We start from the raw sequence: 14,183 nt of genomic DNA on the forward strand, positions 1-14,183 counted from the left end.
ATGCCAAGAAAAACTTTTTTTTGCGTGGATGCTCATACTTGTGGTAATCCGGTAAGGGTAGTAGCCGGAGGCGGCCCAAATCTGGCTGGAAAAAATATGAGCGAAAAACGCCAGCACTTTTTAAAAGAATACGACTGGATTCGCAAAGGGCTGATGTTTGAACCCAGAGGCCATGATATGATGAGCGGCAGTATTTTATACCCGCCCAGTAATCCTGAAAATGATTTTGGAATCTTATTTATCGAAACCTCAGGCTGTCTGCCTATGTGCGGACACGGAACCATCGGAACCATAACCATTGCCATTGAAGAAGGTCTGGTTTCTCCAAAGATTCCCGGAAAAATCAAAATGGAAGCTCCGGCCGGTTTAGTAAACATCGAATACCAGCAGACCGGAAAAAAAGTAGACTGGGTGCGTTTAACTAATGTAAAATCATATTTAGCCGCCGAAAGCCTTACGATTGACTGCCCGGAATTAGGAGAAATCGTATTTGATGTGGCGTACGGTGGAAATTATTATGCCATTGTAGACCCGCAGAAGAATTTTTCAGGCATTCAGGATTATACCGCAGCAAAAATTGTACAGTACAGTCAGGAAGTCCGTAAACGTATCAACGCGAAATATCCTGATAAGTTTATTCATCCGGAAAATGATACGATTCGTGATGTAAGCCATATGTTATGGACAGGCGATCCTTTAGATCCGTCTTCTTCCGGAAGAAACGCTGTTTTTTACGGAGATAAAGCCATTGACCGTTCTCCTTGCGGCACCGGAACTTCGGCCAGAATTGCACAGCTTCATGCCAAGGGAAAACTTAAAAAAGGAGAATCCTATATTCATGAAAGTTTTATTGGCAGCAAATTTATTGGTAAAGTAGAAGAAGAAACCGCTATAGGAGATATAAAAGCCATTGTACCCAGTATTCAGGGATGGGCAAAAGTATACGGTTACAACAACATCATTATTGATGAAGACGATGATCCGTATGCCTTCGGATTTCAGGTAATTTAAAAAGAAATAAAAACGCTCATAAATTCACTGGTTTACAGAACTTTTTCTGGCCGGTGAATTTTTAAATTTATAATTATAATGAAAAAAGTAAGTATAATTGGCGGTGGAATAATTGGCTTATGTTCGGCCTATTATCTGGCCAAAGAAGGGTATGAGGTGGTTGTTTTTGATAAGTCGGATATGAGTGACGGCTGTTCGTACGGAAATGCCGGAATGATTGTTCCCTCTCATATCATCCCGCTGGCACAGCCCGGAATGATAGCACAAGGTATTAAATGGATGTTCGATAGTCATAGTCCGTTTTATGTAAAACCCCGTCTGAATGTCGATTTAATGAAATGGGGACTTCAGTTTTACAAACATGCTAATCTTAAACATGTTGAAAAAGCGATGCCTGCACTTCGGGATCTGTCACTTTTAAGTAAAGAACTTTACCAGGATTTTGCGAAACAAAACAGCTCTTTTTTCTATGAAGAAAAAGGTCTTTTAATGTTGTATAAAACCGAAAAAACCGGGGAAGAAATAGAACATGAAGGAATCCTGGCAGAAAAACTCGGACTTGAGGTTGATTTTCTTTCCAAAGCAGAAGTTTCACAACTCGAAAAAGGAACAGCAGCCAATGTAATAGGCGGTGTACATTACAAAAGTGATGCTCATTTATATCCGCAGAAATTCATGCAGTTTATAAAAGAAGAATTAAACAGGTTAAATGTCAAAATAGAACAACATACTACGGTTACCGATTTTGTTATAAAAAACAATACCGTTGCCGAAATCGTAACCAATAAAGGCAATTTTACTTCCGATGAGGTAATTCTGGCCGCCGGATCATGGAGTCCGCATATTGCCAGAAAGCTGAATATAAACATTTCGGTGCTGCCCGGAAAAGGATACAGTTTTACCTTAAAAAATCAGGAACATAAACCGTCGATTCCTTCTATTTTATGTGAAGGTAAAGTGGCCGTAACCCCTATGGATACAGATATTCGCTTTGGTGGAACTATGGAAATTACCCATACAAACGATATTAAAATTAACCAAAACAGACTGCAGGGCATCGTAAACTCTATTAATGACTTTTATCCGGAACTGCAGATAGAAATGCCTAAGCAGGAAGATACATGGTTTGGTTTCCGGCCTTGCACCCCTTCCGGTATGCCCGTAATTGCCCGTGATAAAAAACTAAAAAACCTGACTGTAGTAACGGGACACGCCATGATGGGATTAAGCCTTGCTCCGGCAACCGGAAAAATAGTTTCAGAAATCATTGCTGATAAACCAGTTTCTGTAAATACAGAGATGTTTCAGCTTTAAAAAAATCAGCTTCATGATTAAAAATGGAGCTGATTTTTTTTTATTGAAGGCTGCCGCGAATTACACAAATTTTCACGAATTATTACACAATGTTATGCAAAAGCCCCACTGGGGCGGCATATTGCCATTGAAATTAACACTGTCATTGCCATTTTCATTGATATTGACATTGCTATTGACATTGTGATTGCCATTGACATTGATATTGCCATTGACATTGATATTGACATTGACATTGTGATTATCATTAACTATTGATTACAAATGAACTAATACCTCAACTCACAATCGAATTCAGGAACTAAAACCATTTTTGAATTCTGTCATTCTTTGTAATCCTGATCAAAAAACAAATAAAAAACAACCAAACAAACCAAAAAATGAAAGACCAGAACCATGAAGAATTTAAAAAGGAATTAGGGCTTCTCGACGGAACTATGCTTGTAGTAGGTTCGATGATCGGATCGGGAATATTTATTGTCAGCGCCGATATTGCCAGACAGGTAGGATCAACGGGATGGCTGATTTTGATCTGGCTGATTTCGGGAATCATAACCATGATCGCTGCGGTTAGTTATGGTGAATTAAGCGCTATGTTTCCCAATGCCGGAGGACAGTATGTGTATTTAAAAGAAGCTTATAATAAATTAACCGCCTTTTTGTACGGCTGGAGTTTTTTCGCAGTCATTCAAACCGGGACTATTGCAGCTGTTGGTGTTGCCTTTTCAAAATTTACAGCTTATATCATTCCGGCAGTGAGCGACGAAAATATTCTATATCAGATAGGCAGTTTTAAACTCAATGTAGCTCAGATCGTATCTATTGTGACTATTTTTTTTCTCACTTATCTCAATACAAGAGGAGTGAAAAACAGTAAAACACTGCAGACCATTCTTACGATTATAAAAATCCTTTCTATTTCCGGTCTGATTATTTTTGGCTTTACACTAGCAGCTAAAGCTTCGGTATGGGATATGAACTGGACAGATGCCTGGACTCCTCATTCTTTTGATACCGCCACGTCTTCATGGATGCCAATCGGCACCACAGCATTGATTTCGGGGATTTCGGCGGCTATGGTGGGAACACTATTTTCCAGCGATTCCTGGACAGGTGTTACTTTTATAGCAGGTGAAATCAAGAACCCAAAACGCAATGTCGGTTTAAGCATGTTTTTAGGAACACTCATTGTCACGGTTATTTATGTTTTAACGAATTTAATGTACGTAGCTGTAATTCCGCTTAGCGAAATAGCGGGAGCCAAGTCAGACAGGGTGGCGGTCGTAGCTTCTCAGTACATTTTTGGAAATATCGGAACACTCATTATTGCCCTCATGATCATGATCTCAACATTTGCCTGTAACAACGGTTTAATTATGGCCGGTGCCCGGGTATATTATACGATGGCAAATGATGGTTTGTTTTTTAAGAAAGCGGCTGTACTCAATCATCAGAGTGTTCCGGCCTGGGCACTTTGGGCACAGTGTTTATGGGCTTCTGTATTATGTCTTACCGGAAAATACGGCGATTTACTAGATTATGTCATTATCATTGTCCTTATTTTCTACATCCTGACCATTTACGGAATCATCCGTCTTCGAAAAAAAATGCCGGACAGAATTCGCCCTTACAAAGCCATCGGTTATCCTTTTCTGCCCGTTTTATATATTGTGATTGCATCGGCTGTTTCTGTTTCGCTGCTGTTTACAAAGGTTTCAACCTGCGGCTGGGGCGTTCTGATTATGTTATTGGGAATTCCGGTTTATTATTGTATTAAGGAGAAGTCAGATAACTAAACAGTAAAATCGATATAATAGAGCATTTGGTCATTTACTGAGAACACCATTGGTTTCTACTTTTAGATGCTGTCTAAAGGGAATTCTTTTTCTCTGTTAGTATTTAACACCAGTTTATTCCTCACCTTATAATTCCTATGGGTAATATAATACCAGTATAAGTTAATATTAACCCAGCAGGCTCAGTAAATATTCTATATTTTTATTCTTATTTAGATTATGGAGACAATTAGCAAAAAAATAAGTGTATTTTTAACACTTGGATGGTGTCTGATAAGTCAGGCCCAGGGTACACTGAAAGACTACAAAAGAGCAAATGCAATAGATTCTTTATTTAAGAATAAAGTTTTTAATGCACCAAAAGAATTTCACTGGATTGGGAATGATTATGTTTGGTATACTAATCCCGTTCGAAATGGAAAAGAATTCCTTTTGGCCGATGTGAAACAGCAAAAACAAACTCCTGCATTTGATCATGTTAAATTAGCACTTTCCTTATCGAAGCTTATGGGAAAAGAAGTAAAGGGTAGCGATCTTTCGGTTGAAAACCCTGAGTTTGATAAAACATTGTCTTCGTTATCTTTTACGGTCGATACATTAAAGTTTTCCTGTAATTTAAAAACGTATGAAATAACGAAAACAGGTCCTTATAAAAAGCCTCAGAAAAGAAATGAATACTGGGGCGGAAACTTTGATGAGTTAGGAAATAAACCGGTAGGTTCGCCTGATTCATTGCATACTGCCTTTATTAAAAATTACAATCTTTATATAAAAAATAAAAAAACAAAGACGGAAACCCAGTTAAGTTATGATGGTTCAAAAGGATTTTATTATTCATCGTATCTGCAGTGGTCGCCGGACAGTCAGAAAATAATGGCGTATAAAGTAAGACCGGGTGAAGAACATAAAATCTATTTCGTAGAATCAAGTCCGTCAGATCAGTTTCAGCCAAAATTACAGACCCGTGATTATTTGAAACCCGGGGATCAGCTTCCGTTTAAAAGTCCGCAGCTTTTTGTAGTCGCTTCTCAAAAACAAATTCCGGTTTCGACCGATTTGTTTCAGCAGCAGTATGAACTTTCGGGTATCGAATGGAAAGCTGACAGCAGTGGTTTTACGTTTGAATACAATCAGAGAGGTCATCAGGTATACCGTATTCTGCAAGTGGATGCCGTGACAGGAAAGGTTAAAGTAATTATAGAAGAAACCAGTCCTACTTTTGTGGAATACAGCGGAAAAAGATACCGTTATGACACTAAAAAAAGCAGTGAAATCATCTGGGCTTCGGAACGTGACGGATGGAACCATTTGTATTTATATGATGCCATTACAGGTAAAGTAAAAAATCAAATAACAAAAGGTAACTGGCCTGTCAGAGAAGTATTAAAAGTGGACGAAGAAAAGAAACAAATTTATTTTACAGCCAGCGGACTGGACAGCGATCAGGATCCTTATCTGCTGCATTTCTGCCGAATTGATTTTAACGGAAAAAACTTTATTCGATTAACAACAGAAAATGGAAATCACAAAGTAACCTTTTCACCGGATTATAAATTTTATACAGACCAGTATTCAAGAGTAGATACTGCACCTGTTACCCTTTTAAAAAGTACCGAAACCCAAAAAACAATTCTGCTCCTGCAGCAGGCTGATATTTCAGATCTGCAGCAGACAGGATGGAAAGCACCCGAAGTTTTTAAAGCCAAAGGAAGGGACGGAAAAACGGATATTTGGGGTGTCATCGTTCGCCCGACGAATTTTGATCCAAATAGAAAATATCCTATAATAGAATACATTTATGCCGGGCCCCAGGATTCTTTTGTTCCTAAAAATTTTCAGCCGTATTACTGGGCGATGTCCTCCTTGGCAGAATTAGGTTTTATTGTAGTTCAGATTGATGGTATGGGAACTTCCAACCGTTCTAAAGCTTTTCATGATGTATGCTGGAAAAATTTAAAAGACGGAGGTTTTCCGGACAGAAAACTTTGGATAAAAGCCGCCGCAGCCCAATATCCTTATATGAATAGTGATAAAGTAGGTATTCACGGAACATCGGCCGGAGGTCAGAATGCCGGAGCAGCTTTGGTTTTTAACTCCGATTTTTATAATACTGCCGTAGCTTCCTGCGGCTGTCACGATAACCGGATGGATAAAATGTGGTGGAATGAACAATGGATGGGCTATCCGGTTGGTCCTGAATATGAAGCCTGTTCCAATACGGCAAATGCCGCTCAGCTAAAAGGAAATTTAATGCTTATACTGGGAGAACTGGATGATAATGTCGATCCGGCTTCAACGATGCAGTTTGCCAATGCCCTGATTAAAGCCAATAAAAATTTTGAACTCGTAACCGTTCCCGGAATGGGACATTCTGCCGGAGGTGATTTTGGAGAACGAAAACGCCGTGATCATTTTGTAAAATACCTGTTAGGAGTTACGCCGCCTTCCTGGGATGAAATTTACAAGTAAAACAGCAAAGACTGTAAAAGGATTTTTTTAAGTGTTGACAAAAATTGAATTATGAAAAGATATAGAGTATTTATTTGGACATGGTTAAGCTTTTGGGTATTGTGTACAACAGCCGTAAAAGCTCAAAACGGAGATCAGATTTTAGACGGAATCGGAGAGACGGGACTTATTGCCCGTTATGTATTTAACGGTGATGTAAAAGACTGGTCAAGAAACAACTGGCATGGTAAAATAGACGAGTCAAAAGCCAGATTTGTCAACGATGAACAGTTTGGCCGGGTGCTGTACCTGCCGGCCGATAATCAGGCATTTGTATCCCTTCCGGGAGATGCTTTATCGGGCGAAGAAATGCTCAGTATAACGGGATGGATTTTTTTACGCTCTAAACAAAAAGACCAGCGTTTTTTTGATTTTGGAAAAGAAGCGGGTGCTCATTTTTATGCTGCCCCTGCAGGGACAAAAGAGAAAGAAGGACTTTATGCCGAAATCAGTACTCCGGGAGGTCAGTACAAAACACAGAGTCCGGCTCTTGAAGAAGGCAGATGGAATCATCTGGCCGTAGTAGTAAACATTCCGTCTAAGTTAATCAGTACCTATGTCAACGGAGTTTTGGTCAGCGAATCCAAAACCGCCGGATTTCTGTTGGACCAGTTGTTTGATAAAAATAACGGGAACAATAATAAATTGTACATTGGAAAATCAATACAATCAGACAACGGTTATCTGAATGCCAAATTACACGATTTCAGAATTTACAGAATAGCATTAAGCGATAAACAGGTTAACCGAATTTACAAAAATGCTTTTACCGAAGGCGAGGAAGAAGAACCGAGAGAAGATCAAAAAGCAGACCTTCCGTTATTTTCTAAAACAACACCGCAGCTGTACAATCAGTATCTGACAAGCGTTTCAGATATTGAAGTAGAAACGGCACTGGGCAGCCTGCCGCGGCTTCCGGTTTTTGTAAAAGGGGTATACCGTGACGGCATGACAGGACCCGAAGTTCGTGTAATCTGGCCTGCTCCCACAGATAATAATTCGGTACTAAAAACAGGCAGTTATACCATTACAGGAAATGTTCCGGGTACGGATTTTAAACCAAAAGCAGTTGTAACTGTAAAAGAAGCTAAAAAAGGAAACAAACCGGAACGTAAACTGGAAGCTTTTCGTCTGGATCAGGTAGCTTTAAATAAAGACGATCAGGGCAGCCAGACCAAATTTATTGAAAACAGGGATAAGTTTTTTACAACACTGGCCCAGACTGATCCTGATTCGTTTTTATATATGTTTCGTAATGCTTTCGGGCAGCAGCAGCCAAAAGAAGCAGAACCGCTTGGGGTATGGGATACTCAGGAAACCAAGTTAAGAGGGCATGCTACAGGACATTATCTTACCGCAATCGCCCAGGCGTATGCAGGTACAGGCTATGATAAAACACTTCAGTCCAATTTTGCACAGAAAATGCAGTACATGGTTAATACCCTGTATCAACTGTCACAATTGTCAGGTAATCCAAAAGAAACCGGCGGAAAATATGTATCAGATCCAACTGCTGTACCTTTTGGACCAGGTAAAACGGCCTATGATTCTGATTTGAGTGCAGAAGGGATTCGAACCGATTATTGGAATTGGGGAAAAGGATTTATCAGCGCCTATCCGCCGGATCAGTTTATAATGTTAGAGAACGGAGCGACTTATGGCGGACAGAAAACACAAATCTGGGCGCCGTATTATACCCTGCATAAAATTCTGGCCGGTTTAATGGATGTTTACGAAGTAAGCGGTAACGAAAAAGCTCTTGAAACTGCCAAAGGCATGGGTGACTGGGTGTATGCCCGTATGAAAAAACTGCCTTCGGAAACCCTTATCAGTATGTGGAACCGTTATATTGCTGGTGAATTTGGCGGAATGAACGAAGCCATGGCAAGACTGTACAGAATCACAAAAAATCCACATTATCTCGAAACAGCCCAATTATTTGACAACATTAAAATGTTCTATGGTGATGCCGGTCATTCACACGGACTTGCTAAAAATGTGGATACATTTCGCGGACTGCATGCCAATCAGCATATTCCCCAGATAATGGGAGCGCTTGAAATGTACCGTGATTCAGACAAAGAGGATTATTATCATATAGCCGATAATTTCTGGTATAAGGCAGTAAACGATTATATGTACAGTATTGGAGGAGTGGCAGGAGCAAGAAATCCGGCTAATGCGGAATGTTTTATCAGCCAGCCGGCCACGATTTATGAAAATGGGTTTTCATCCGGCGGACAAAACGAAACCTGCGCCACCTACAATATGCTCAAATTAACGGGAGATTTGTTTCTGTACGAACAGCGTGCCGAGTTAATGGATTATTATGAAAGAGGACTTTACAACCATATTCTGGCTTCTGTAGCCGAAAACAGTCCGGCCAATACCTATCATGTTCCGTTAAGACCGGGTTCGGTAAAACAGTTTGGTAACCCGCATATGACAGGTTTTACCTGCTGTAATGGTACGGCGATAGAAAGCAATACCAAATTTCAGAATTCAATTTATTTTAAAAGTGCCGATAATAAAGCCCTTTATGTAAACCTTTTTGTGCCTTCGACCTTAAACTGGAAAGAAAAAAACATAACCATTGAACAAAAAACAGCTTTCCCAAAAGAAGATCATACTGAGTTACTAATTAAAGGAAACGGAAAGTTTGCCATTAATGTTCGTGTACCGCATTGGGCCGCCAAAGGATTTTTTGTTTCTATAAACGGTAAAGACGAGAAAGTAAAAGCACAGCCGGGAACCTATCTGACTTTAAACCGCAGCTGGAAAGACGGAGACCGTATAGAACTGCGTATGCCTTTTGAATTTCATCTGGAACCCGTAATGGACCAGCAGAATGTAGCCAGTTTATTTTACGGCCCGGTATTATTGGCCGCGCAGGAACCGGAACCAAGAAAAGACTGGAGAAAAATAACTTTAGATGCCAAAGATTTAGGCCGTTCTATAAGCGGTGATCCTAAGAAATTAGAGTTTACCATAGACGGGATTTTGTATAAACCCTTCTATGAAACTTACGGACGTCATTCTGTTTACCTCGATGTAACCCTGAAATAACTGAAAATAAAACCGAAAACATCTGAAACCAAAAAGCATGAAAAAATCAATTTTAAGTTTTATTCTATTTTTATTTATGGTAACGCCCCTGTTTTCCAGTGAACTTATCGATATGGTAAATACCTATCAGTCTGATAAAAACGCACTGCAGAATTTTTATTCGAACAACGAATCAGAAGAATATTATGTACGATTTTCCAAATTTTACGACGACTGGACAAAAAAGCTCAAAGAGGTTGATTTTAAAAGTTTGTCAAAAGATGCCAAAGTCGATTATCTGCTGCTGAAAAACCTGATTAGTAAAGAAAACTATTTTTTACAGTTAGAGTTTAAATCCTATAAAGAAATAGAATCAGTATTAGACTTTACAAACGAGATCACCCTTTTTATTCAGGAAAGAAGAAGAGGAAAACGACCTGTTTCCAGTAAACTTGCCAAAATCTTTGATGATGCGGCGGTTACTATTGATAAAAAAACAGAACAGCTCAAAAACAAACCTTTTAAAGACTGGTTTGCCGCCGATAAAGCAGCAAAATCAACAGCAGCATTTGCCAGAGCCTTAAAAGAAGCTTACGGGTTTTACTACAGCTATGATCCTGATTTTACCTGGTGGATGGAAAAGCCCTATCAAAACCTGTCTGGTAAACTTAAAAACTATGAGGAGTTTTTAAAGACCAATTATTCCAAAACTAGTGTAAAAGACGATGGCAGCGGTATTATAGGCAAACCTATTGGTAAAGAAGCCATAGTAAAAAGTCTGGCTTATGAATATATTCCGTATTCACCCGAAGAATTGATTGCCGCAGCACAGAATCAGTTTGAATGGTGCAAAAAAGAAATGATTAAAGCTTCGACCGAATTAGGTTACGGAAACGACTGGAAAAAAGCACTTGAACATGTGAAAGATACGTATGTTCCTGCCGGTGAACAGCCGCAGGCCATTACAGATTTGTACAATCAGTCAGTAAAATTTATTGAAGACCGGGATTTAATTACCCTGCCGGAACTCACCAAGGAAACCTGGCAGATGATTATGATGACACCGCAGCGTCAAAAAATAAACCCGTTTTTTACCGGAGGCTGGGAGATTAGTATTTCCTATCCAACCGAAGATATGGACCAGAAAGATAAACTGATGAGCATGCGGGGAAACAACCCTAATTTTTCTTTCGCAACAGTTCAGCATGAACTGCTTCCGGGGCATAATTTACAGTTTTTTATGAACAGCAGGTACAAATCCTACCGTCAGCCTTTTGATACTCCTTTCTGGATGGAAGGCTGGGCTTTATACTGGGAAATTATACTTTGGAACAAACAGTTTCCGCAGACACCGGAACAAAAGTTGGGAATGTTATTCTGGAGAATCCACCGCTGTGCCCGCATTATTTTTTCCTTAAAATACCATTTGAGGGAAATGACACCACAGCAGTGTATCGATTTATTAGTAAATGAAGTGGGACACGAAAGAGCAAATGCAGAAGCAGAAGTAAGACGTTCTTTTGCCAGCGGCGATGCACCTTTATATCAGGTAGCTTATATGACGGGCGGATTACAGTTTTTTGCCCTGCGAAATGAATTATTGGCTAAAGGATGGACAGAAAAACAGTTTCATGACCGTGTTTTAAAAGAAAATATAATGCCCGTAGAAATGCTCCGGATTCTGCTGGAAGACCTGCCTGTTTCAGAAGACTATAAAACAAACTGGAAATTTTCGACTGATTTTAAATAATAAAAATCTCTAATCAGATATAATAAAGAAGCCGGACATCGTCTGTTTCACTTTAAAAAAATAAAGCTATGAAAAAAGTAAAAATATGGGCTTTGGTAATCTGCTGTTCTGTTATTTCGAACCTTCAGGCACAGGAATACTGGGATAAAATTAAAGCCAAAAAAGCAGTACTGGAATTAGAAAAAGGATTTACGACAGTACATACAAAATCTTTTGAACTGAAATTAGTGAAATCGTCTCAGACCGTTGCTTCTTTATCTCCTGTTTCAGACAAAACTTTTGATTTTACGCCGGGCGACCGACTGACCATTCGGGATAAAGACGGTTTGTACCAGTTAGGAGATATTAACCTGAGAGTTAAAGCAGCCGACGGATCCTGGAAAAGCTATTCAACGGCAGCCAGAAGAAATGCTGTTACTGCCTTACAGACATCGGGAAGTATTCTGGCAGCCGCAGATCTTTCGAATACACTCCCGGCAGAAATTCCCCTTACTATAAAACGTTTTTATGAAGAGAAAGACGGAAATCTGGTACTGCGTTTTGAAATTACAAACAAGTCGAATACAGCAGTAGAAATAGGAGCTTTGGGAATTCCGATGATTTTTAATAACATTCTCGAAGGAAAAACACTCGATGAAACCCATCTGCAGAATGTCTTTTTTGATCCTTATATTGGTAAAGATGCCGGTTATCTGGAAGTAAAACGATTAAGCGGACACGGACCTGCTTTACTCGTGCTGCCTGAAGCCAATATGCCTTTTGAAGCTTATCGCCCTTTACTGGATGACGAAACCCCGAGAAGCATTGTTTTTGAAGGCTTTCATGAATGGATGCCGTTAAGTAAGGCTTATGCAGAACAGGAATGGAAAAAGGCCGAACAATGGAATACACCAGGTTCATTAATACTTCATGCGGGAGAGATCAAAAACTTCTCGCTAAAATTCGTACTCGCCGATCAGATTGAAAACATTCAGTCCGTTTTAATTCAGAACGAACGTCCTGTTGCTGTTGGAGTTCCGGGTTATGTGCTGCCACTGGACGTTAACGGAAAACTTTTCCTAAAATATAAAAAAGCAGTCAAATCACTAAAAACAGAACCCGAAGGCGCTCTTGCGATCGAACAGAAAACCAATAACAAAAACGGTTATTCTGAATATGAAGTTTTAGGAAAAAAGTGGGGAAGAGCAAGGTTAACCGTAACTTATGAAGACGGATTAGAACAAACCATTAACTATAAAGTTATTAAATCTGAAACCAGTACTATTGCTGATTTTGGTCATTTTTTGACAACCGCACAATGGTTTGATGATAAAAATGATCCTTTTCATCGTAATCCTTCCGTGATTTCCTATGATTATGAAACCAAAAAACAAGTCAGCCAGGACAGCCGTGCATGGATTGCCGGATTAAGCGATGAAGGCGGAGCAGGAAGCTGGCTGGGTGCCGTGATGAAACAATTAGTGGATCCCAAAAAGGAAGAAATAGAGAAACTGCAGCAGTTTATAGATAAAACTTTATGGGGCGGTATTCAGTATAATACAGCCGATACCCTTAAATACGGAGTAAAGAAAAGCGTATTTTATTATGAACCAGATCTAATGCCTCCGGGCACTTACAGCAAAGATATTAATTACAAAACCTGGGCAGCCTGGAACAAAAAAGGAGCAGATGATCCCGGCAGATCGTATAATTATCCGCATGTTGCCGCTGCTTACTGGACCATGTACCGTTTGGCCAGATACCATGAAGGACTGGTTACCAATCATGACTGGGACTGGTATTTGAAAAATGCGTATGAAACCAGTATAGCCATGACAACTCTGGCACCGTATTATGCACAATTCGGACAGATGGAAGGCACTGTTTTTCTATTAATTTTAAAAGATCTGAAAACAGAAGGGTATACCGAAATGGCCGCAAATCTGGAAACCAAAATGAAAGTCAGGGCAGATCACTGGAAAACGCTTAATTATCCTTTTGGAAGCGAAATGCCATGGGATTCTACCGGACAGGAAGAAGTATATATGTGGTCGGATTATTTTGGATATACGGATAAAGCAAAAGTTACCCTTGATGCTATTCTGGCTTATATGCCGGCAATGCCGCACTGGGCTTACAACGGAAATGCCCGCAGGTATTGGGATTTCCTTTACGGAGGAAAATTATCCAGAGTGGAACGCCAGATCCACCATTATGGTTCAGCACTCAATGCTATCCCGGTTCTGGAACAGTATAAAAAAACACCGGATGATTTTCATTTATTAAAAGTGGGGTACGGCGGATTATTAGGCGGAATTTCAAATATTACTCAGGACGGATTTGGCCCTGCGGCTTTTCATTCCTATCCTGAAACTCTGGAAATTGATTATTTGTCAGGAGATTATGGATCAGGTTTCTTCGGTTATGCCGTCAATACCGCTGCTTTTATTACCCATGAAAAAGAATACGGCTGGCTGGCTTTTGGAGGAAATCTCAAAGAAAAAGACGATGAAATAGAAGTAGAGCTTACAACCGCTGCAAAATCAAAAGTGTATATTGCACCTCAAAAAACAGCCTATACACTCGATGCCGGAACCTTTAAAAAAGTTAGCTATAACAGTAAAACAGGTGCTGTTATCCTTACATTAGACCCTAAAAATAAATACACTCCTTATGCGTATTTAAGAACAGACAAAGAGGTAAATCTGCCTTATGAAAAAGTCAGAGGGGCTTATAAAATACCTTTAAAAACAAAACCACTCCAAATTAAGTTATAAATA

Annotated in this window: 7 protein-coding genes; all 7 read left to right on the top strand. The window is 39.7% G+C overall.

Annotated features, from left to right (window positions below; genetic code table 11):
- On the top strand, window positions 1-1,011 hold the full coding sequence (locus tag ACODST_RS12795; RefSeq protein WP_488932500.1) for a 4-hydroxyproline epimerase: 1,011 nt from the start codon (window positions 1-3) through the stop codon (window positions 1,009-1,011).
- Between the two features lie 78 nt (window positions 1,012-1,089).
- Window positions 1,090-2,325, top strand: coding sequence for an NAD(P)/FAD-dependent oxidoreductase (locus ACODST_RS12800; RefSeq protein ID WP_488932501.1), 1,236 nt, complete (start codon window positions 1,090-1,092; stop codon window positions 2,323-2,325).
- Window positions 2,326-2,705: 380 nt separating this feature from the next.
- Window positions 2,706-4,121, top strand: a complete 1,416-nt coding sequence (locus ACODST_RS12805) for an APC family permease (protein WP_488932502.1) — start codon at window positions 2,706-2,708, stop codon at window positions 4,119-4,121.
- A 219-nt stretch (window positions 4,122-4,340) separates the two neighbouring features.
- On the top strand, window positions 4,341-6,590 hold the full coding sequence (locus ACODST_RS12810) for a S9 family peptidase (RefSeq protein WP_488932503.1): 2,250 nt from the start codon (window positions 4,341-4,343) through the stop codon (window positions 6,588-6,590).
- 51 nt (window positions 6,591-6,641) lie between these two features.
- A complete protein-coding gene (locus ACODST_RS12815; protein WP_488932504.1) occupies window positions 6,642-9,695 on the top strand; it encodes a beta-L-arabinofuranosidase domain-containing protein in 3,054 nt (1,017 codons plus the stop codon).
- Between the two features lie 37 nt (window positions 9,696-9,732).
- Window positions 9,733-11,424 (top strand): DUF885 family protein, encoded by a 1,692-nt coding sequence (locus ACODST_RS12820; RefSeq protein ID WP_488932505.1) that lies wholly within the window; start codon window positions 9,733-9,735, stop codon window positions 11,422-11,424.
- 68 nt (window positions 11,425-11,492) lie between these two features.
- Window positions 11,493-14,180, top strand: a complete 2,688-nt coding sequence (locus ACODST_RS12825; RefSeq protein WP_488932506.1) for a DUF5695 domain-containing protein — start codon at window positions 11,493-11,495, stop codon at window positions 14,178-14,180.
- The last annotated feature ends 3 nt before the right edge of the window (window positions 14,181-14,183 follow it).

Source organism: Flavobacterium sp. FG19 (assembly GCF_057809475.1).

Bases quoted from the DNA above. Each gene is read 5' to 3' on its own strand.
- ACODST_RS12795 (WP_488932500.1), top strand. From the start codon at position 1: ATGCCAAGAAAAACTTTTTTTTGCGTGGATGCTCATACTTGTGGTAAT.
- ACODST_RS12805 (WP_488932502.1), top strand. From the start codon at position 2,706: ATGAAAGACCAGAACCATGAAGAATTTAAAAAGGAATTAGGGCTTCTC.
- ACODST_RS12810 (WP_488932503.1), top strand. From the start codon at position 4,341: ATGGAGACAATTAGCAAAAAAATAAGTGTATTTTTAACACTTGGATGG.
- ACODST_RS12820 (WP_488932505.1), top strand. From the start codon at position 9,733: ATGAAAAAATCAATTTTAAGTTTTATTCTATTTTTATTTATGGTAACG.
- ACODST_RS12825 (WP_488932506.1), top strand. From the start codon at position 11,493: ATGAAAAAAGTAAAAATATGGGCTTTGGTAATCTGCTGTTCTGTTATT.
- ACODST_RS12815 (WP_488932504.1), top strand. From the start codon at position 6,642: ATGAAAAGATATAGAGTATTTATTTGGACATGGTTAAGCTTTTGGGTA.
- ACODST_RS12800 (WP_488932501.1), top strand. From the start codon at position 1,090: ATGAAAAAAGTAAGTATAATTGGCGGTGGAATAATTGGCTTATGTTCG.